This is a genomic window from Nocardia sp. NPDC005746 (assembly GCF_040630785.1).
GTDB lineage: Bacteria > Actinomycetota > Actinomycetes > Mycobacteriales > Mycobacteriaceae > Nocardia.
In genome coordinates, this window is record NZ_JBEXYE010000002.1 from 247,796 (window position 1) to 267,215 (window position 19,420).

The 19,420-nt window shown below is 68.0% G+C and carries 18 protein-coding genes and 1 riboswitch; of the genes, 8 read left to right on the plus strand and 10 right to left on the minus strand.

Annotated elements, in window-relative coordinates; all coding sequences use genetic code 11:
• Positions 1-113 precede the first annotated feature (113 nt).
• Positions 114-1,367 carry an MFS transporter gene (locus ABZ412_RS04960; protein ID WP_357277131.1) on the plus strand — a complete coding sequence of 418 codons (1,254 nt, stop codon included), beginning with the start codon at positions 114-116 and terminating at the stop codon, positions 1,365-1,367.
• Here ABZ412_RS04960 and ABZ412_RS04965 read toward each other — a convergent pair.
• Complete coding sequence (locus ABZ412_RS04965; RefSeq protein WP_357276456.1) at positions 1,364-2,767, minus strand: MFS transporter; 1,404 nt, start codon at positions 2,765-2,767, stop codon at positions 1,364-1,366. The two genes, ABZ412_RS04960 and ABZ412_RS04965, sit on opposite strands and share 4 nt — an antisense overlap.
• A 100-nt stretch (positions 2,768-2,867) precedes the next feature.
• On the opposite strand from ABZ412_RS04965, the gene ABZ412_RS04970 reads away from it, so the two are divergent.
• Entirely contained in the window at positions 2,868-3,341 is a 474-nt protein-coding gene (locus ABZ412_RS04970; RefSeq protein WP_357276458.1) for a helix-turn-helix domain-containing protein, read from the plus strand.
• A 327-nt stretch (positions 3,342-3,668) separates the two neighbouring features.
• Positions 3,669-4,088, plus strand: a complete 420-nt coding sequence (locus tag ABZ412_RS04975) for a hypothetical protein (protein ID WP_357276461.1) — start codon at positions 3,669-3,671, stop codon at positions 4,086-4,088.
• A gap of 18 nt (positions 4,089-4,106) precedes the next feature.
• On the opposite strand, the gene ABZ412_RS04980 is transcribed toward ABZ412_RS04975, so the two are convergent.
• Both ABZ412_RS04980 and ABZ412_RS04985 read right to left on the minus strand, forming a co-directional pair.
• The gene (locus ABZ412_RS04980) at positions 4,107-5,219 is read right to left on the minus strand and encodes a crosslink repair DNA glycosylase YcaQ family protein (RefSeq protein ID WP_357276463.1); all 1,113 of its coding nucleotides are present in this window, start codon (positions 5,217-5,219) and stop codon (positions 4,107-4,109) included.
• Between the two features lie 363 nt (positions 5,220-5,582).
• Entirely contained in the window at positions 5,583-6,749 is a 1,167-nt protein-coding gene (locus ABZ412_RS04985) for a thiolase family protein (protein WP_357276465.1), read from the minus strand.
• Positions 6,750-6,888: 139 nt separating this feature from the next.
• On the opposite strand from ABZ412_RS04985, the gene ABZ412_RS04990 reads away from it, so the two are divergent.
• A complete protein-coding gene (locus ABZ412_RS04990; RefSeq protein ID WP_357276468.1) occupies positions 6,889-7,608 on the plus strand; it encodes a YoaK family protein in 720 nt (239 codons plus the stop codon).
• A gap of 84 nt (positions 7,609-7,692) precedes the next feature.
• Positions 7,693-8,280, plus strand: coding sequence for an HdeD family acid-resistance protein (locus ABZ412_RS04995; protein ID WP_357276470.1), 588 nt, complete (start codon positions 7,693-7,695; stop codon positions 8,278-8,280).
• Between the two features lie 72 nt (positions 8,281-8,352).
• Here the strand turns inward: ABZ412_RS04995 and ABZ412_RS05000 are convergent, their stop codons facing one another.
• The 5 genes from ABZ412_RS05000 to ABZ412_RS05020 are packed head-to-tail and all read right to left on the minus strand — an operon-like array spanning position 8,353 to position 13,361.
• The gene (locus tag ABZ412_RS05000) at positions 8,353-9,234 is read right to left on the minus strand and encodes a phosphoribulokinase (protein WP_357276472.1); all 882 of its coding nucleotides are present in this window, start codon (positions 9,232-9,234) and stop codon (positions 8,353-8,355) included.
• A 46-nt stretch (positions 9,235-9,280) separates the two neighbouring features.
• Positions 9,281-10,357: a class 1 fructose-bisphosphatase gene (locus ABZ412_RS05005; RefSeq protein ID WP_357276474.1), complete on the minus strand. Its 1,077-nt coding sequence runs from the start codon at positions 10,355-10,357 to the stop codon at positions 9,281-9,283.
• A 16-nt stretch (positions 10,358-10,373) separates the two neighbouring features.
• Complete coding sequence (locus ABZ412_RS05010; RefSeq protein WP_357276476.1) at positions 10,374-11,450, minus strand: AAA family ATPase; 1,077 nt, start codon at positions 11,448-11,450, stop codon at positions 10,374-10,376.
• Positions 11,451-11,475: 25 nt separating this feature from the next.
• Entirely contained in the window at positions 11,476-11,898 is a 423-nt protein-coding gene (locus ABZ412_RS05015) for a ribulose bisphosphate carboxylase small subunit (protein WP_357081801.1), read from the minus strand.
• A gap of 14 nt (positions 11,899-11,912) precedes the next feature.
• Positions 11,913-13,361, minus strand: a complete 1,449-nt coding sequence (locus tag ABZ412_RS05020) for a form I ribulose bisphosphate carboxylase large subunit (protein WP_357276479.1) — start codon at positions 13,359-13,361, stop codon at positions 11,913-11,915.
• Positions 13,362-13,484: 123 nt separating this feature from the next.
• On the opposite strand from ABZ412_RS05020, the gene ABZ412_RS05025 reads away from it, so the two are divergent.
• Complete coding sequence (locus ABZ412_RS05025; RefSeq protein ID WP_357276481.1) at positions 13,485-14,360, plus strand: LysR substrate-binding domain-containing protein; 876 nt, start codon at positions 13,485-13,487, stop codon at positions 14,358-14,360.
• Positions 14,361-14,476: 116 nt separating this feature from the next.
• Here the strand turns inward: ABZ412_RS05025 and ABZ412_RS05030 are convergent, their stop codons facing one another.
• Positions 14,477-15,613: a phosphoribosylaminoimidazolecarboxamide formyltransferase gene (locus ABZ412_RS05030; protein ID WP_357276484.1), complete on the minus strand. Its 1,137-nt coding sequence runs from the start codon at positions 15,611-15,613 to the stop codon at positions 14,477-14,479.
• A gap of 28 nt (positions 15,614-15,641) precedes the next feature.
• A riboswitch (ZMP/ZTP riboswitch) is annotated at positions 15,642-15,721 on the minus strand.
• A gap of 78 nt (positions 15,722-15,799) precedes the next feature.
• On the opposite strand from ABZ412_RS05030, the gene ABZ412_RS05035 reads away from it, so the two are divergent.
• On the plus strand, positions 15,800-16,285 hold the full coding sequence (locus ABZ412_RS05035) for a polyketide cyclase (RefSeq protein WP_357276486.1): 486 nt from the start codon (positions 15,800-15,802) through the stop codon (positions 16,283-16,285).
• 24 nt (positions 16,286-16,309) lie between these two features.
• On the opposite strand, the gene ABZ412_RS05040 is transcribed toward ABZ412_RS05035, so the two are convergent.
• Positions 16,310-17,080: an MspA family porin gene (locus ABZ412_RS05040; protein WP_357276489.1), complete on the minus strand. Its 771-nt coding sequence runs from the start codon at positions 17,078-17,080 to the stop codon at positions 16,310-16,312.
• A gap of 554 nt (positions 17,081-17,634) precedes the next feature.
• Here ABZ412_RS05040 and ABZ412_RS05045 point away from each other — a divergent pair.
• Positions 17,635-19,401, plus strand: coding sequence for an MFS transporter (locus ABZ412_RS05045; protein WP_357276491.1), 1,767 nt, complete (start codon positions 17,635-17,637; stop codon positions 19,399-19,401).
• Positions 19,402-19,420: the final 19 nt, after the last annotated feature.

Genomic DNA, 19,420 nt, shown 5'->3' on the forward strand with positions numbered 1-19,420 from the left:
CCGCACAACGATCGGTTGTGGCTCGCCGAGGGATCGGTTGTTTGATCTCGATGTTTCTGGCTTGGTTGGATCGCTGCTGTCAACGGCGGGTTGTTCGGAGGTGCGGGAGCGTGATGGGCAGGCGGGCGCTGGGCCGGGAGTTCGGGTGGCTCTGGGCGTCGTACGCGGTCAGCGCTTACGGGTCGGGGCTGGGGTTCGGAGCGTTGCCGTTGATCGCCGTCGTGGTCTTGCGGGCCAGTCCGGTTCAGGTGTCCACGCTGGCGGCGGTCGGTCCGGCGGTCGGCGCGTTGATCGCCTTGCCGCTCGGGCCGTGGGTGGAGTTCCAGCGCAAGCGGCCGGTGATGATCGGGATGGATCTGCTGCGGTTCGCGGTCATGCTGAGCATTCCCGTCGCGTATGCGCTCGGCGGATTGAGTTTCGGTCAACTGATGGTGGTGTCGGCGGTGGTGGCTGCGGCCAAGATCGCGTTCGGGGCGGCCAGTGGCGCGTATCTGAAGTCGTTGGTGCGGGCGGACGATCTGCTCGTGGCCAATGCGCGATTCGAGTCGACGAACTGGAGTTCCATCGCTGTCGGGCCACCGCTGGGTGGTGCGGCGATCGGATTGCTCGGACCGGTGGTCACGGTGGTGGCCGATGCGGTGAGCTATCTGCTGTCGGCTTCGGCGTTGGGGGCCATTCATGATCGGGAAGAGCGCCCGGTGCGCGGTGGGGCGCCAACCCCGCGTATGGATGAACTCCTCGACGGGTGGCGGCATCTGCTGCGCCATCCCGGATTGCGCGGTTTGTATCTCAATCAGCTGCTGGTGAGCGGTCTGATCATGGCCACCGAGCCGTTGCTGGCCGTGCTGCTGCTCCGTGAACTCGGCTTCTCCCCTTGGCAATACGGCCTGGCCTTCGCCGCGCCCTGCCTCGGCGGGCTCCTCGGATCACGCCTGGCCAGTCGAGTCGTCGCACGGCACGGCCAGTTTCGGATCCTGCGTGTGGTCGGCGCGCTGCGCGCGATCTGGCTGATCGGGCTCGTGTTCGTCCAGCCCGGGGTGATCGGTCTCGTGACGGTGATCGTGGTCGAGCTCGCGATCATCGTCAATATGAGCCTGTACACGCCGGTACTGGCCACCTATCGACTCGAACACACGCCGAAAGACCTTGTCGCCCGAACTCTTTCGGCGTGGTCCATCGGCAGTGGCCTCGCGATCGCCGGGCTCAGCGCGCTGGGCGGGCTCCTCGCGAGCGTGACGAGCCCGCGCGCGGCCATCGCGGTGGCGGGCCTGGTGATCCTGCTCAGCCCGCTCCTGCTCCCCCGCGAGGAGCGCCCGGGCGGTGCCACCGGCCCGGGCGTCTCGGAAACCGCGCGGACTCGGGTCTAGCCGGGCGCGCCGGCGGCCTTCGGCATTCGGACCGCCAGGCCCAGTGCTCCCGCGGCGACGGACACGGCCGCGACGACGTACCACCCGTGCTGGAACGCGGTGAGCGTCGCCGGTCCGCCGTGCGGCGAACCCAGCACCGCCACCAGAATCGCCACGCCGACCGCCATGCCGAGCTGGCGGGCCATGGTCAACACCGCGGAGCCTGTCGCGAACTGCTGCGGCGGCAGGCCCGAGGTACCCGCGGCGGTCCCGGTGGGCAGGGTCAACCCGACGCCGAGACCGGTCAGCAGCATGCCGCCGAGGAATCCGCTCGCGTAGTTGGCGTGCAGCGCCACACCTTGCGCCCACCACGCGATGCCGGCCGCGAACGCCACACCGCCGAGCGCGAGCACCCGGCCCACGCCGACCCGGGCGATGAAACGCCCCGCCGAGATCGCCACGATCGGCACGACCAGCGGGCCGGGCGCGATGCCCAGTCCGGTCTTCAACGCCGACCAGCCCCAGACGTTCTGCATCCAGAGCACCGCCGACAGCAGCATCGCCGCGAACGCCGTATTGAACAGCAGCGAATTGGCGAGTACGACACCGAAATTCGGAGCCTTCAGCAGGCCCGGGTCCACGACCGGGCTGTGATGCCGACGTGAGGAGGCGACGAAGACCGCCGCGAACACGACCGCCGCCGCGACAGCACCGAGCACGCCGGTGGAGGCCCAGCCCCAGTCATCGCCCTTCACCACCGCGAGGATCAGCGAGGCCACCGAGGCGATCAGCGCGAGCGCGCCCACCCCGTCCGGCAGCGGGCCGCCGGTGCCCGCGGGCCGGGGCAGCAGCCGGGCGCCGACGATCAGGGCGATGATCCCCAGCGGCACGTTCACCAGAAACACCCAGCGCCAGTGCAGTTCGACGAGCAGTCCGCCCGCCACCGGACCCAGTGCCGCGCCCAGCCCGCCGAACGCGACCCACAGCCGCACCGCCGTCGCCCGCTTCTCCGCCGGTGTCGCGGCCAGTAGCAGGCCGAGCGAGGACGGGGTGAGCAGCGCGGCACCCGCCGCCTGCACCACCCGGAACGCGACCAGCGCCGCGCTGTTCGGGGCGACCGCGCACAGCGCGGACCCGAGTACGAAGACGCCGAGCCCGGTCAGGAAGGCGGTCTTGTGCCCGTTCCGGTCGCCGAGCCGCCCGGCGGGCACCAGCAGCGCCGCGTAGACGATGGCGTAGGCGTTGAGCACCCAGGACAGCCCCGAGATCCGCGCGGCGGAGAAATCCTCCGCGATCCGCGGCAACGCCACATTGACGATGAACAGATCCAGGCTGGACAGCAGCACCGCCACGGCGACGACGCCGAGCACCATCCGTGGATCGGTCGCCCGCCGATCCTCCTGCACAACAGCGGTATTCATCGGGTCTCCCCCTGTGCCTCGCGGACGGTCCTAGTGAGTTGCTTCATAAGACGGACCATAGGGCAGTGAGTTCTTTGAAGCAACCGACTATGCTGGAGTCATGCGGCGAACCAGCTTCGAGGACATGAACTGCTCCATCGCCCAATGCCTGGAGGTGGTCGGCGAGTGGTGGACGTTGCTGATCGTGCGGGACGCCCTGTTCGGGGTGACCCGCTTCGACGACTTCCGCTCCCGCCTCGGCATCGCCCGCAATGTGCTCACCCAGCGCTTGGAACACCTGGTCGAGCAGGGAGTCCTGGAAAAGACGCCCTACCAGGACAATCCGGTCCGCTACGACTATCTGCTGACCGACAAGGGACGCTCGCTGTGGACGATCCTGGCTGCCATGCGGCAGTGGGGCGACGAATGGGCCGCCCCCGACGGCCCGCCGATCGAGGCCGTCCACAAGCAGTGCGGGCATGTCACGACCGTGCACCCGGTGTGCTCGGAGTGCGGCGGGCATCTCGCCTCCCGGGACCTGCGTCTCCAGCTCGGCCCAGGCGCGCACGATCCGGCGTTGCTCCCGGGTCGCTGACGGTCGCCCGATGGAAGTCGCGGACGGAAAACCTCCAGGCCGCGAAACGGTGCGTGCCCTGGACTCCGAGAGGTCGGCGATCGAAGTGGGTCGCGCACAGCGGATTCGGAGGGATCCCGATATGTTCGACGTGCGCCGGACACGGTGGACCCGGAAGTTCCTGGTCGCTGACCATCTCGGCGGGCTCGGTGCTCGCCAGTGGGGCCGGCTTGATCAGGAATCTCGGCCACCCGGGCAATTCGACCAGGTAACCTCGCGCAGGCGGTCCTCGCCTGCACCGCGGTTTCCTCAGCTGGTTGCCGCGGCAGCGGAAGAAAGGTGGTGGCGGTGCGTCCCGCTGAACCGAGTGAGTCCACCCGGCCTAGCCCGGAGACCGTCCTGTCGGTCGGCGGCTGGCATCCGCGACATTCGCGCGTGCTGGCGCTGGCGAGCAACGGCGAGTTCGCGTTCGCGCTCGTCGACACCAATGGCGACGGTTCCGAGATCGACCTCGACGAGCTGATCCTCGACGACGGCGAATGGCGGCCCGGGATGAGCGTCGGCGCGGGCGAATTCATCGCCGTGGGCAGTCGCGGCTCGGTCTACGTGCTCGGCTACGGCTCGAACGTGAGCGGCGTGCGATGGGCCTATGGTCGTGCCGACCGCCCCGGCGCCGCCGAGGTCGAGGTGGACGGACGCGCGATCACCGTCACCGTCGCCGACACCGGGTGGTGGGTATGGGTCGATCCGGTCGTCGAATCGAACTGAACCACACCACTGTCGGAGTCATGCGGCCCGGACGCCGGTGATCTGCCGGCCGGTGGCCTCGGCGACCGTCGGCAGCTGAGCGGTGATCTCGGCGGTCGGCACCGGCGCGCCGTCGAACATGGACACGACCAGCGCGCCGTCCTCGGCCTCCCACGTACCGGCGATCCGGCCTCCGACCAGCACCAGCGGCGAGATCCAGCCCGCGGTGCGGCTGACCTTGGCGCGATGGTCGCCCGGCAGCAGCACGGTGTCGCCGGTGCCGGGGCCCAGCACGTACTGGTCGAACTGACCGAGTAGATGAACCGCGGAGGTCGGCTTCGTCTGCGCCAGCTCGTCGAGGTGCTCGGTCAGGAAGTACCCGCGGCGGCCCTCGACGTCGATCTCCGTCAGCTCGTTCCCGAGTGCCGAGAACCAGCGGCGCACAGTCGTCTTGCCGAGGAATCCGCGGGTCAGCCAGGTGTTGAAGATCTCCGGCGACGCCGGGCCGTACGCGCCGAGATAGGCGCGGACGATCGTGGGCGCGGCGTCATCGGGTTCCGGAAGCCCGGCCCACCCGGGGACGACGTGCGCCGGATTGGTGAAGGTGACCGAGGTGCCACGCGCCGGGCCGTAGCAGAGCGCCCCCTGCCAGGCCAGCGGCTTGAGCATCGACCCCCACCCCGAGCGCAGGTGCTGCTCCAGCGGCTGGAAGCGCGGTTCGGCGGTCAGGGCCGACACCAGCTCGTCCCGCGTGAGCACCTGCCCGTCGAGAATCCCGCCGACCGCTTCCACCAGTGCGGCCACATCCTCGGGCGTCGCCCCGGAGGCCTTGGTCCACGCCGGTTTCTCCCAGGTCCGCGCCGAGGCCATGAGCGAGAGCGCGGCCGCGCCCTGCTCCGGCGTCATGGCGTGCAGCGTCCCGCGCATGGCCCAGGTCTTGAGCAGCGTCCCCTCCCCCAGCGCGTCGACGACCGCGCCGGGCTGCCGCGCTGAACGCCGCAGCGCCACAGCCGTTTCCGCGGCCGAGGTGACCTGCGCCTGCACCCCGCACAGCCGTTCGGCCACGGCCACCGCGTCCGCTGTGGTCCGCCGATCCACGAACTGCCGTCGCACTCGCCAGGCGAACACCTGATCCCACGAAACCCGCACCACGCCTCCAGAACCCGCTCGACCGCAACGGGCCAGAGCATACGACCGAGGACCGACGCGGTCCGTGATCCAGTGGGTGCGCCGACCCCGCCCGCCGACGTGGCCGAGATGTCCAGTCCCCACACAAGGAAGACACGCGGTCGGATCGCAGGCACGACAGTGGCTGCCGTCAGGGCGTTTCCGAAGAAGCCCTGCTCGCTTCGGCTGCTGGCTCCTGCCTGGGCGGGATCCAGACCCTCGTGGTCCGACATGTCGTGGAGGTCGGGTCAGGACCTGTCCGCCCGGGACTCCCGCGCAGGGGTCACGATCGGGGCGGCAGTGCCGTCCATCGCGTCCGGCGCGGGTTCCCGTGTCAGGCACGCATTTTCAGAGGCGTTCGATGATGGTGGCGTTGGCCAGACCACCGGCCTCGCACATGGTCATCAGGCCGTAGCGACCGCCGGTCTGCTCGAGGTGGTTGAGCATGGTGGCCAGGATGCGGCCGCCGGACGCGCCGAGCGGGTGGCCCAGGGCGATCGCGCCGCCGCGCGGGTTGAGCTTGGCCGGGTCGGCGCCGAGCTCCCGCGCCCACACCAGCGGCACCGGCGCGAAGGCCTCGTTCACCTCGTAGACGTCGATATCGTCGATGGACAGCCCGGCGCGAGCCAGTACCTTGCGGGTGGCGGGGATGACGGCGGTGAGCATGAGCAGCGGGTCGTCGGCGGTGACGGCGAAGGAGTGGAAGCGGGCGCGCGGCGTCAGGCCGAGCTGGGCGGCCTTCTCCTCGCTCATGATGAGCGCGGCGGAGGCGCCGTCGCTCAGCGGCGAGGAGTTGCCCGGGGTGATCGACCATTCGATCTCCGGGAAACGGGCCTTGAACTCGGCGTCGGTGAAGGCGGGCCGCAGTCCGGCCAGGCCCTCGACGGTGGTGCCGGCCCGAACGGTCTCGTCGGCGCTGATGGTGCCCGCGGGCACCAGTTCGTTGTCGAAGCCCCCGGCCGCGGCGGTGGCGGCGGCCGATCGGTGCGAACGGGCGGCGAACTCGTCCAGGGCGGTCCGGTCCAGCTTCCAGCGCGCGGCCAGCACCTCGGCCGCGATGCCCTGCTGCACCAGGCCGTCCGGGTAGCGGTGCGCGATCGGACCGCGGTTGGCGTCCCGGCCCTGCGCGTTGGAGAACATGGGCACCCGCGACATGGATTCCACACCGCACGCGATGGCGATGTCGTAGGCCCCGGCCATGACGCCCTGGGCGGCGAAATGGGCGGCCTGCTGTGAGGATCCGCACTGCCGGTCCACCGTCGTGGCGGGCACCGCTTCCGGGAAGCCGGCCGCGAGCACCGCGGTGCGGGAGATATTGAACGCCTGCTCACCACTCTGGGTGACGCAACCGCCGATCACATCGTCGACTAGCGCGGGGTCGATTCCGGTGCGCTCGATCAGGCTGCCCAGCACTCCCGCGAGCAGCGTGGCCGGATGGACTTCCGACAGGCCGCCACCGGCTTTTCCCTTTCCGGACGGGGTGCGAATGGCGTCGACGATGACGGCGGAAGTCATGACTTCTCCCTGTTCCCAGCGTATGATCCGGATGCGAATTCCGGTTAACATACGGACTGTACCTCACGACCGGTGGCGCCGTCAGTACCCGGATTTTCACCCTCCCTGGCACTGCGATTCCGATTGCTAACCTGTTGCTGTGACCGCCACCAGCAATCGAACCCGTGCCCCCTTCTGGGACCTCGAGATGCGGCTGTCCGCTGTGTTGTCGGTGCTCGCCGGATTCATCGGCGCGGCCGCCTACGCCCACTCCGAGGGCTATTTCGTCACCTTCATGACCGGCAATACCGAACGCGCCATCCTCGGAAACTTCGCCGGCGACTACACCCTGGCCGTGGGTGCGGCCTCGATCATCGTCTGCTTCCTGGCCGGTGTCTTCGTCGCGTCGATCTGCCGGCGGTACTGGTGGACCAATCACCCGCACGGCGCGACCATGCTCACCTCCGTCGCGTTGGCGTGCGCGGCCATCGTCGACAACATCCTCGACGACCGCGGCATCGGCCTGGTCCCCATTCTTTTCGTCGCCTTCGGCATGGGCGCGCTGAACACCTCGTTCGTGAAGAACGGCGAGGTGTCGATCCCGGTCAGTTACGTCACCGGCACGATGGTGAAACTCGCACAGGGCATCGAGCGGCACGCCTTCGGCGGCGGCAGCGTCCGTGACTGGCTGGGCTATGCGACGCAATACTTTTCGTTCGGCACGGGCGCGCTCATCGGCGGCCTGGTGGCGGTGGTGGTGGACGGCGCCTACATGCTCAACGCCGCGGTCGCAGGGTCGCTGCTGGTGGCCTCCTACACCTGGCGAGCCGACATCCGCTGGGTGCGCCGCACGGCCCGCCGGGCAATGGACGAAAGCTGAACCACGCGACACGGGCAGGTCACAGCCAGGCAACACATGGCTAATTGACCGCAAATGCGGCGAACTGGTCATATTCTGCAAAACATGACAACCAGCAAAGAGGGAGTTTTCGAGGGGCCGGTTCAAACACTGGCCCGCAGCGCGTGGCAGTCGATCCTGGTCACCGGCATTCTCTCGGTGGTGCTGGGCATCCTGATCCTGGTGTGGCCCGGACCGACCCTGGTGGTCGCGGGCGTCCTGTTCGGTATCTACCTGCTCGTCTCCGGCGTCTTCCAGCTGATCGCGGCGTTCGGTCTGCATGTCAGCGCCTGGATGCGGGTGCTGTCGTTCATCACCGCCATCCTGTCGTTCATCCTGGGCTTCTTCTGCTTCCGCAACGAGTTCCAGGCGATCGGCCTGCTGGCGTTGTGGATCGGTATCACCTGGATCTTCCGCGGCACCGCGGTGCTGGTGGCCGCGATGTCGGACTCCGCGGTTCCGGGCCGGGGCTGGCAGATCCTGTTCGGCATCCTGCTGATCGTCGGCGGCGGCCTGCTGATCGTGGAGCCGTTCCGCTCCATCACCACCCTGGTCGTCGTGGTCGGCTGCTGGCTGATCGTGATCGGCATCTTCGAGGTCGTCACGGCGTTCCAGGTCAAGCGCACGGCCAAGCACGTCGCCGCGAACCTATAACCCTTCGACAGCGAGAATGGCGGTCGCCCCGGAGCCGGGGCGGCCGCCATTCTCGTTGCCGGGTAGATCGTTTCAGCGCAGCAGCCGCTTGGGCCGCTTGTCCATGAGCCGCAGGATCAGCGGCGTGAAGATGAGCTGCATCGCCAGATCCATCTTCCCGCCCGGCACCACGATGCTGTTGGGCCGCGACATGAACGAGTCGTGCAGCATGGACAGCAGATACGGGAAGTCGATCACCTTCGGGTCGGCGAAGCGGATCACCACGAAACTCTCGTCCGCGGTCGGAATCGTCCGGGCGGTGAAGGGATTCGAGGTGTCGACCGTCGGCACCCGCTGGAAGTTCACGTAGGTCCGCGAGAACTGCGGGCAGATGTGCTTCACGTAGTCGGGCATGCGCCGCAGAATGGTGTCGATGATGGCCTCGCTGGAGTAGCCGCGTTCGGTCTTGTCGCGGTGCACCTTCTGGATCCACTCCAGATTGATGATCGGCACCACGCCCACCAGCAGGTCGGTGTACCGCCCGACATCGACGTCCTCGCCGACCGCGGCCCCGTGCAGGCCCTCGTAGAACAACAGGTCGCTGCCCGGCGCCAGCTCCACCCACGGCGTGAAGGTGCCCGCGGGCTGCCCGTAGGGTTTGGCTTCCTCGTCGTCGTGCAGGTAGCGGCGTACCGCCCCGACGCCGGTTTCCCCGTAATCGCGGAACAGCGTCTCGAGCTCGGGAAGCAGATTCGCCTCCGGCCCGAAATGCGAGAACGTGAGATTGCGCTGCTGTTCGGCCTCGGCCATGGCCAGTTTCATCTCGTTGCGGTCGTAGCGATGGAACGAATCCCCTTCCACGATGGCCGCGTTGATTCCCTCGCGGCGGAATATCTCCTGGAAGGTCCGCGTGACGCTGGTCGTCCCCGCACCGGACGACCCGGTGATCGCGACCACGGGATGTTTGACCGACATGGCACCTCCTCGATTGCCGGACAGCAGGTTTCGCGCGCCCGGCCGTTCAATGACGGGCCGCGCGGAACAGTGAGCGGGAACCGAAGAGCGAGGCGTCGAAGCTGGGCCCCTCCTCCGGTTCGCGGTGATAGCGCTCGATCCGCTCGACCTCGTTGCGGGAACCGAAGATGAACGGGACTCGCTGATGCAGTTCCTCGGGCCGTACGTCCAGCACGCGTTCGTGCCCGGTGGAGGCCGCTCCCCCGGCCTGCTCGACGACGAAGGCGATCGGATTGGCCCCGTACAGCAGCGAGACCCGGCCCGGCCGTTCGGGATTGCGGGTGTCGCGCGGATACATGTAGAGCCCGCCGCGGGTGAGGATGTGGAAGGTGTCAGCCACCAGGGAGGCGACCCAGCGCATATTGAAGTCGCGCCCGCGCGGCCCGTCCACGCCTTCGAGGCATTCGTGGACGTAGCGGCGCACCGGGCGCTCCCAGAACCGCTCGTTGGCGGCGTTGATCGCGAATCCGGAGGTGTCGTCGGGGATGCGCATGCGTGGGTGGGTGAGCACGAACGCGCCGACCTCGCGGTCGAGGGTGAACCCGTCCACGCCGTTGCCGGTGGTCAGTACCAGCATGGTCGCGGGCCCGTACAGCGTGAAGCCCGCGCAGACCTGCTGCACGCCCGGCTGCAGGAAGTCGTGCCCGGCCGGGACGCGCCCGTCCTCGGGTGCGCGCAGCACGCTGAAGATCGTGCCGACCGGCAGGTTCACGTCGATATTGCTCGACCCGTCGAGCGGATCGAAGGCGAGCAGGTACTTGCCGCGCCGGATCTCGGTGGGCACCTGATGGCATTCGCGCATCTGCTCCGACACCAGGGCGGCCAGCGGTCCGGTCCACTGGCTTTCCGACACCATGATGTCGTTGGCGATGGCATCCATCTTGCGGTGCACCGTGACCGGCAGGTGGCCGGCATCGGAGGCGCCCAGGGAGCCGACGATCGCGCCCCGGGTCACCTGATTCGCGATGATCTTGGTGGCGGTGGCGAGCACGTTCAGCAGCGCCGAGAACTCCCCGGAGGAGCCGGGATGCTTGTGCTCCTGTTCGATGGTGTACCGGGTCAGGGTCTTCAATCCTTCGGGCACAGTCCCTCTCATTCCCTCATGGAGATGCCCCCTCGTCGGCGAGGGCGTCCGTGAACACACTGCTGCCGAGGACGTCGCTGTCCGTCAGGGTGATCAGATCGGTGCGGCCGACCGGCCGATGCAGTTCGACCAGGCGTTTGGCCTGCCGCAGCCGGCAGCGGTCGAGGGCATTGCGCACGCTGCGGGCATTGGCGAAGCGGGGGCGGGCCATGCGCAGCTCCAGATAGCGTGAGAAGGATTGCGCGGCTTCGGGGTCGAAGCGGAAGTTCTCCTGGCGCACCATGAGCTCGCCGATGGCCATCAGCTCGTCGTGGGTGTAGTCGGGGAACTCGATGTGGTGGGCCACCCGCGAGGACAGGCCGGGGTTGGCGGAGAAGAAGGTGTCCATCCGGTCCGGATAGCCGGCGAAGATGACCACCAGGCTGGTGCGCTCGTTCTCCATCTCCTGCAGCAGGATCTCGATGACCTCCTGCCCGTAGTCGCGCTCGTTCTCGGGGCGGAACAGGTAGTAGGCCTCGTCGATGAACAGCACTCCCCCGGCGGCCTTGGCCAGCGCCTCCTTGGTCTTGGGCGCGGTGTGGCCGATGAACTGGCCGACCAGGTCGTCGCGGGTGACGGTGTGCACCTTGGGTTTCCGGATGTATCCGAGGGCGTGCAGCATCTCGGCCATGCGCAGCGCCACGGTGGTCTTGCCGGTGCCGGGGCCGCCGGTGAAGCTCATATGCATGGTCGGGCGGGTGGCCTGCAGGCCGAAACGCTGGCGGGCGCGATCGATGAGCAGCAGGGCCGCGATCTCGCGCACCCGGCGTTTGACATTGGCCAGGCCCACCAGTTCGGCGTCCAGGCGGGTGAGGGTGTCCGCGACGTCCTTGCCCGCGACGTCGGTCGACAGATCCAGGACGGCGTCGTCGGCCAGCGGTTCCAGTAGGTGGCCGGCCGCCACGGTGTCCTCTGGTCGGGGAGACGCGTCGGCGGCCGTGCCGCGCAGCGGGCCGGGGCTCGTGGCCCCGGGCCGATGCATCTGGAACCCGCCCGCCGGGCGGCCGGCTGCAGGCTGCCGGCCGTCCGATGCCGCGGGGTGTTCCGAGCTCACGATAACCTCCAGATCCGAAAGATGTTCAGCCGCCGTATCTTTGGCCGGATCGCTGATCCGACGAGTAGGCGTGGAAGCCGTAGCGCTGGCTGCGGTCCGCGCCCTCGGTGCGGTCGAGGCGGAAACCGGGTTCGTCGGCCGGGCGCTGCACGATGAAGCTCAGCGCCGTGGTCTGGCGGCCGTAGGAGGCGTCGTAGGCGTTGACGCGAATGTAGTGGCGCGGGAACGTGGCCCGGCAGGCGTTGATCTCGGCGAGCACGCCGTCGGGCTCGTCCAGATCGAACAGGGGCAGGCCCCACATCTCCCAGTAGTTGTTGCGCGGGTGCGGATCGTCGGTGTACTCGATCGACACCGGCCAGTTGTTGAGCAGGGCGTAGCGGACCTGGGCGGCGATCTCGGTGTCGTCGAAGTCCGGCAGGTGCGAGAAGGTGCCTTGGCGCAGATGCATGGGTGGCTCGACTTTCAGCGGGAGGCCGTGGGGACGGCGTCGGGGGCGTCGGTGGAGGTGTAGTCGAAGGTGACGTCGCCCCAGGTCTGCAGGGCGACCTCGAGCGGGCGGCAGCGCTCGGCGGAGCGGCGCAGCACGTCCGGGCCCTCCTTGAGCAGATCGCGACCCTCGTTGCGTGCCTTGACCACCGCTTCGAGCGCGACCCGGTTGGCCTCCGCGCCCGCGGCGATGCCCATCGGGTGGCCGATGGTGCCGCCGCCGAACTGCAGGATGGCGTCGTCGCCGAACAGGTCCAGCAGCTGGTGCATCTGGCCGGCGTGGATGCCGCCGGAGGCGACCGGCATGACGCCGGGCAGGCTGGCCCAGTCCTGGTCGAAGAAGATGCCGTTGACCGGGTTCGTGGGGATGTGGTTGTCGCGCAGGGTGTCGTAGAAGCCGCGCACGGTGTGCGGGTCGCCTTCGAGCTTGCCGATGACCGTGCCCGCGTGCAGGTGGTCGACGCCGATCAGCCGGCACCATTTGGCCAGGACCCGGAAGCTGACGCCGTGCGTCTTCTGGCGGGTGAAGGTGGAGTGCCCGGCCCGGTGCAGATGCAACAGCATGCCGTTGGTGCGCGCCCACTTCGAGATGGACTGCATGGCGGTGTAGCCGACCGTCAGGTCGATCATGATGATGCAGCTGCCGAGCGATTTCGCGAACTCCGCGCGCTCGTACATGTCCTCCATGGTGGCGGCGGTGACATTGAGGTAATGGCCCTTCAATTCACCGGTTTCGGCGATGGCGCGGTTGACGCCCTCCATGGCGAACAGGTAGCGGTCACGCCAGCGCATGAACGGCTGCGAGTTGATGTTCTCGTCGTCCTTGGTGAAATCGAGTCCGCCCTTGCAGGCCTCGTACACCACACGGCCGTAGTTGCGCGCGGAGAGCCCGAGTTTCGGTTTCACCGTCGCGCCCAACAGGGGACGGCCGTATTTGTTGAGATACTCGCGCTCCATGACGATTCCGTGCGGCGGACCCTGGAAGGTCTTGACATACGCCACGGGAATACGCATATCCTCCAGCCGCAATGCCTTCAGCGGTTTGAAACCGAATACATTGCCGATCACCGAGGACGTGAGGTTCGTGATGGAACCCTCCTCGAAGAGGTCCAGATCGTAGGCGACGTAGGCGAAATACTCGCCCGGCCGGCCCGGCACCTCCTCGACGCGGTAGCACTTGGCTTGGTACCGGTTGTGCGCGGTGAGACGGTCGGTCCAGACGACTGTCCAAGTGGCGGTGGAGGATTCACCGGCGACGGCCGCCGACGCCTCGATCGGGTCGACGCCGTCCTGGGGCGTCACCCGGAAGACCGCGAGGACGTCGGTGTCCTTCGGCTCGTAGTCCGGGTTGTAGTATCCCATCGACGCATACGACTGCACGCCCGGATCCCACCGGCTGCGCTGATCATCGTCAGATCCGGCCATCTTTCCTCCTGCGAACCGGGTTGGGTCACTTGCGATTCCCAGGATGACGGGCCCGTTAACGACAAACAATTCGATTGTTTCTGTTCTCGCTCAACCTTTTCGTCGGGTTTGCTACCGTTGAGTATGGGTACGGTGAGCGCGGTGCGCATGGAAACCTTTCTCGCCGTTGCCAAGCACTCCAGCATTCGCCGGGCCGCCGCCCAGTTGCACATCACCGAGGCCGCCGCCTCCGCCGCCGTAGCACACATCGAGAAACAACTCGGCGCGAAACTCGTGACCAAATCCGGGCGCGGCATCGCGCTCACCGAAGCCGGGCGGGTGTACGCGGACTACTGCCGCAGCATCCTCGGTCTGATGAAGGAGGCGCACGCCGCCGTCCGGGAAGCCGAGACCGGCCGGCTGCGTATCGGCGTCGTCGCCACCGCGGGCGAATACGTCCTGCTCCACCTGCTGGCGTCGTTCCGGACCCGGTATCCCGACATCGAATTGGGTCTGTCGATCCACCCCCGCGACGTCCTCTTCCTCGAACTCACCCACCACGAAACCGACCTCGTGGTCGCCGGTCGCCCGCCGCGCGACACCGGCCTCATCACCCGTGCCCGCCGCCCCTGCCAACTGGTCGTCGTCGGCGCGCCCTCGCGGTGGCCCGACCCCTGTGACGCCACCTGGCTCCTGCGCGGCAAAGGTTCGGGCACCCGAGACACCACCCTCGCCCTCTTCGACCGCCTCCAAATCCACCCGCCCACACTGACTCTCGGCACCCACGGCGCCGCCCTGGCCGCCGCGCGCGAGGGTCTCGGCATCACCCTCATCCACTCCGACGCCGTCGCCGCCGATCTCGCCACCGGCCGCCTGGAGATCCTCCCCGTCGAGGGAACCCCCCTCACCCGCCCGTGGCATGCGGTCACCACCCGCACCCCCACCCCCGCCGCGCGCCTGTTCCTCTCCCATATCACGGATCCGGATCGTGTCGGCGACAAAGCATTTCGTGGTGTCTGAGGTCGTCGGCGATCCCCCGACAGGTCACCGTGGCCGCTGTACTCTGCTGCCGACCCGGCCACGCTGACCGCGGCATCGGTTGCGACGCGGTCAGGTGCCGGTGGCCGGGGAAGGTGTCAGTGGTGGAACATGCGGAGGTTGGTGCGTGCGAGGGTGATCCGGTGTTCGTGGCAGGCGGCGATGATGGCGTCGGCGCGCAGGGCTCCGGCGGGTTCGATGATCGCGGTGACGCCGTGAGCGGCGGCGACGTCGACATTGTCGCGGAAGGGCAGATAGCCGTCGGACACGAGCGTGAGACCCGAGAGCCGAGGCGTCCACGCGGTGAGGTCCGGGTCGGAGGTCGGCTCGGTCAGCAGGTCCGCCAATTCGCGGTGCTGCGTGGCGGTGAGTGTGCCTGCGGCGAGGGCGATCCGCCAGTTCAGGCGCTCCTGCCGGGGTAGGGACGCGGGCAGCGGCAGGGCGCGGACACCGGGGTGGCGGCGGTGCCACCAGGTGCGGGCCTTGGCTCCGGCCAACAGGGTGCAGTCCACCCGGGACTGCTGGCCCGCCCCGACGCCGACGGTCATGCCGTCGCGCACCAGGACCACCGTGTTCGACTGCGTATAGCGGGCGGTGATCATGCCGAGCAGTGCGTCCGAGACCGCCGCTTCGGCGAGCGCGGGCCCGCCGGCCACGCGGATCAGCTCCGGGGTGATCGGCCGGCGGTCGCGGTCCTGCTCGAGGGTGACACCGAAGACGGTGCGGCGCTCGGTCTCCGGCGGCCGGTACGCGGGATCGACCTCGACGACCAGGAACCGGCCGCCCTTCTTGCGGGCCAGCTTCGCCACGGTCCCGGGCGCGTAGCCCGGCGCGATGATGCCGTCGGACACCACACCGCCCAGCAGGTCGGCCAACTCGTCGTCCACGGGCGCGGACACCGCGATCATATCGCCGTACGAGGAGCGCGGATCGGCGTCTCGAGCCCGAATGTAGGCGGCGGCAACCGCTCCCAGGCCGGTGTCACCCAAACCCCAGGACTCGTTCAGGGTTTCGTCGAGCTCCCCGTCGAGCGCCGCCCCGGCGGGTGAGACGTGCTTGAACGAGGCGGCCGCCACCCGGCCGGTCGCGGCCTGCGCCTCGGCGACCAGCTGCCAGGCATTGAGCAGGTCGAGGTAGTTGATCAGCGACGCGGAACCGTGCAGCACGCGAATGTGTTCGGCGCTGTCGACCACACGGGCTCGCTGGTGGGGATTCATGCCGTATCGAAGATCCATGATGGCGCCTACTTCCCGAACTCGAGTTCGGGAGCACCCAGGCGGACGACGCTCCGATACGCGCTTCCTCGTGGTCCGATCCACGTCACGCCAGTCGCGACACCACTGTAGCCCGCGTCTCCGCGGTGTCAGGATCGGGCCGGTAACGGGTCGCGCCGTCTCGGTACGCGTGCGTAGAATCCTGTTGTGTCAGAACAATTTCGAGTGCAGCGGGCCGTTGCCGCATCGGCGGCCGACATCTTCGCCATCCTGAGCGATCCCCCGGGTCACGTCTCCATCGACAGCTCCGGCATGCTGATGGCGGCCAGCGGAGACCCCGTCACCGCCGCCGGCGACACGTTCGTCGTCCACATGGACCGCGAGGCCCTCAACGACTACCCGCTCGGTCTGTACGACGTGACCGTCGAAATCGTCGCATTCGAGCGGGACAAGCAGATCGCCTGGACCGTTCGCGGCCGGGTCGAACCGGGCCACGTCTACGGCTACCTCCTCGAACCCATCGAAGCGGGCACCCTCGTGACGTCCTATTACGACTGGTCCGCGGTCCCCCAGGAATTCAAGGACGCCGATATCTTCCCGGTCATCCCCGAAAGCGCCCTCCGCGCCACCCTCGGCATCCTCGCCCGCACCGTCGCCCCGGGAAAGCCCCGGCCGGAACTGCCTTCGCCGTAGGGCGGCCCGGGCGACCGGCCGGGTTCAGAAGGTGAACTGGTCGCCGTAGGCGGTGGTCTGCACCACACCCCTCGGGGTGGCCACCGTGGTGGTGACGAAGGGGACCGCCGACACCGGCGAAGCGCATTGGGCGACGTTCAACGCGGCGTTGTTGAACGCGATCTGGTAAGGCCACTCAGTGGCGCTGTCCAGGGCCGCGGTCGCCGTGGTCGCGGTGGTGACCTGGCCGGGCCCCATAGTGGCCGTCAAGACTTCCGTCACGCCCAGCGCCCCGCCCACGCTGGGTCCGAGACTGATGTCGGGCGGGGTGACCGAGGCGCTGGGCGTGACCGTCCCACTCGGCGGGCTGACGGAGGTGCTCCCGGGGGTCACCTCCGTCCCACTCGGCGGGCTGACGGAGGTGCTCCCGGGGGTCACCGACGGGGCGATGGCGGCGGCCAAACCTTGGTTGGGCTCGATACCGACGGTGACGCCGCCGGCCACGCTGATCCCGCAGCCGAGGATGAACCCCGCGACAGCCTGACCGGACGTGATCGGGCCACCGTCCACGGTGACCGAGTAGCTGCCCGACATCTGTGCGGCATGTGAGAACGTCATCAGGAAGTTCGGCGTCCGGTTGCCGGGCGGATTCACCTGGACGGAGTCGACCGACGCCATGACATGCACGTCCGCGGCGGACATGTCCCCGCCGGGTGCCTGAGCCCGGACCGTATCGGCACCCCAGGCCCATAGGCTCGCCAGGGTCACACCGGCCACGGCTGTTCCTGCCGCGGCGGCCATGAGCGCATGTCGCATAACCGGATCCTGTTCTCGTTCTCGAAAAGGTGTACGAGCTCGATACCGTTGGCGCAGGTCCTGAATAGCAGCGTAACTGCAAATCGCGCCGAACATGTGCGCTGCGGCACGCGTGTCGACCGGCCCGAATCGGTGGTGTCGAATCTGGGGCAGGGCTGGGAATTCTTGCCGCACAGGAGGAGTCGGCCGGATCTGTAATCCGTTTGCCCCCTGCAGCGTCCGAGGCTCGACGGATCGGGTACAAGGTTGCTTCCGCGCGGCGACAAGGCCGATCAGTTGCCCGGTGGACAGGTGCCGTCGGAGTAGGCCGGGTCGACGGCCCTTTTCGATCAGATGGCCGACGATGGAAGGTCACCCTGGTCGAAAGTGTTTGCGAGGCACAGTAATTCCCCTCGGCGAAACCGGCGCTCGTCGCGGCGGCCGTTCGCGAAAACCGTACAACGCCCTGTTTTCGGCCGCTAGGCATTCCGCTGAGTGAGTCATACCCGATTTCATTAGTTAGCAACATGCAACTATATTGGGGACGTTCGTTCGTAGACTCGCGGGAGGCTCTGATGGCTGCGGCCCCTACCACCGGATTGGATGCCGGTGACGTCCAGACCATTCGGAGACGACTCCGGATCGAGCACGATCACCCCAGGTACAAGTGGGTGGCCCTGTCGAATACGACGCTGGGCATGCTCATGGTCACCATCAACTCCTCGATCGTGACGATCTCGCTGCCCGACATCTTCCGCGGCATCGGGCTCAACCCCCTGGAACCGGCCAATGTCAGCTACCTGCTGTGGCTGATGATGGGCTTCCTGCTGTCCTCGGCCGTGCTGGTGGTCATGTTCGGGCGGCTCGGCGACATGGTCGGGCGGGTGAAGATCTACAACTACGGGTTCGTGGTGTTCAGCCTCGCGGCCGTGGCGTTGTCATTCGATCCGTTCACACACGGCGGCGGCGCGGTGTGGCTGATCGCCTGGCGTGTGATCCAGGGCGTCGGCGGCGCGATGCTGATGGCCAATGCGAGCGCGATCCTCACCGACGCCTTCCCGGCCGACGAGCGCGGGTTCGCGCTCGGGATCAATCAGGTCGCGGCGGTGGCCGGTTCCTTCCTCGGTCTGCTCATGGGTGGCGTACTGGCGCAGTGGGATTGGAAGGCCATCTTCTGGGTGAGCGTGCCGTTCGGCATCATCGGCACCATCTGGTCGTACCGCTCGCTGCACGACAATGGCCAGCGCAATCCGGGATCACTGGACCTGCCGGGCACCGTCACGTTCGCGCTGGGCTTGACCGCGTTGCTGACCGGCATCACCTACGGCATTCAGCCGCACGGGGATTCGAAGACCGGCTGGACCAACCCGTGGGTGCTGGGCGCGGTGATCGGCGGCATCGTTCTGCTGGCCGTGTTCTGCGTCATCGAATCCAAGGTCGCGCAGCCGATGTTCAATATGTCGCTGTTCAAGAACCGGGCGTTCGCACTGGGCAATATCGCCGGGCTGATGTCCTCGCTGGGCCGCGGCGGTCTGCAGTTCATGCTGATCATCTGGCTGCAGGGCATCTGGCTGCCGCTGCACGGGTTCTCCTTCGAGCAGACGCCGCTGTGGGCGGGTATCTACCTGCTGCCGCTGACCGTCGGATTCCTCATCGCCGGCCCGGTTTCGGGCAAGCTGTCGGACCGGTACGGCGCGCGGTTGTTCGCCACCGTCGGCATGCTGATCACCGCTCTGACCTTCGTGCTGCTCGTCGTGCTGCCCGTCGACTTCGACTACTGGGTGTTCGCGCTCGTCATCGCCCTCAACGGCCTCGGGTCGGGCATGTTCGCGTCGCCGAACACCGCCGAGGTGATGTCATCGGTGCCCGCGGCACAGCGCGGTGTGGCCTCCGGCATGCGCGGCACACTGTTCAACGGCGGTATGGCGTTGTCGATCGGCCTGTTCTTCTCGCTGATGATCATCGGCCTGTCGAATACGCTGCCCGACGCCATGAATTCGGGCCTGCAGGAGCAGGGTGTGCCCGCGCCGGCCGCCGAGGCGATCTCGGACATGCCGCCGGTGGGCAGCCTGTTCGCGGCCTTCCTCGGCTACAACCCGATCAAGGAATTGCTCGGCCCCACCGGCACTCTCGACCACCCGGGCGTGCACGGCGATGTGCTCACCGGTCAGGAGTTCTTCCCGCACTTGATCTCCGGCCCGTTCCACTCGGGTCTGGTCGTGGTCTTCCTGGGAGCCGCGATTATGATGCTGATCGGCGCGGCGGCCTCCTGGTTCGCCGGTAGCCCGACTGTCACGGACGAGGCGGCCGAATTGCGTGAAGCCGCCCGCGAGGGAATCTGACGGAGGAGATCACGCTGTC

Bases quoted from the DNA above. Each gene is read 5' to 3' on its own strand.
- ABZ412_RS04960 (WP_357277131.1), top strand. From the start codon at position 114: ATGGGCAGGCGGGCGCTGGGCCGGGAGTTCGGGTGGCTCTGGGCGTCG.
- ABZ412_RS04965 (WP_357276456.1), bottom strand. From the start codon at position 2,767: ATGAATACCGCTGTTGTGCAGGAGGATCGGCGGGCGACCGATCCACGG.
- ABZ412_RS04970 (WP_357276458.1), top strand. From the start codon at position 2,868: ATGCGGCGAACCAGCTTCGAGGACATGAACTGCTCCATCGCCCAATGC.
- ABZ412_RS04985 (WP_357276465.1), bottom strand. From the start codon at position 6,749: ATGACTTCCGCCGTCATCGTCGACGCCATTCGCACCCCGTCCGGAAAG.
- ABZ412_RS04995 (WP_357276470.1), top strand. From the start codon at position 7,693: ATGACAACCAGCAAAGAGGGAGTTTTCGAGGGGCCGGTTCAAACACTG.
- ABZ412_RS05000 (WP_357276472.1), bottom strand. From the start codon at position 9,234: ATGTCGGTCAAACATCCCGTGGTCGCGATCACCGGGTCGTCCGGTGCG.
- ABZ412_RS05015 (WP_357081801.1), bottom strand. From the start codon at position 11,898: ATGCATCTGCGCCAAGGCACCTTCTCGCACCTGCCGGACTTCGACGAC.
- ABZ412_RS05020 (WP_357276479.1), bottom strand. From the start codon at position 13,361: ATGGCCGGATCTGACGATGATCAGCGCAGCCGGTGGGATCCGGGCGTG.
- ABZ412_RS05025 (WP_357276481.1), top strand. From the start codon at position 13,485: ATGGGTACGGTGAGCGCGGTGCGCATGGAAACCTTTCTCGCCGTTGCC.
- ABZ412_RS05030 (WP_357276484.1), bottom strand. From the start codon at position 15,613: ATGGATCTTCGATACGGCATGAATCCCCACCAGCGAGCCCGTGTGGTC.
- ABZ412_RS05040 (WP_357276489.1), bottom strand. From the start codon at position 17,080: ATGCGACATGCGCTCATGGCCGCCGCGGCAGGAACAGCCGTGGCCGGT.
- ABZ412_RS05045 (WP_357276491.1), top strand. From the start codon at position 17,635: ATGGCTGCGGCCCCTACCACCGGATTGGATGCCGGTGACGTCCAGACC.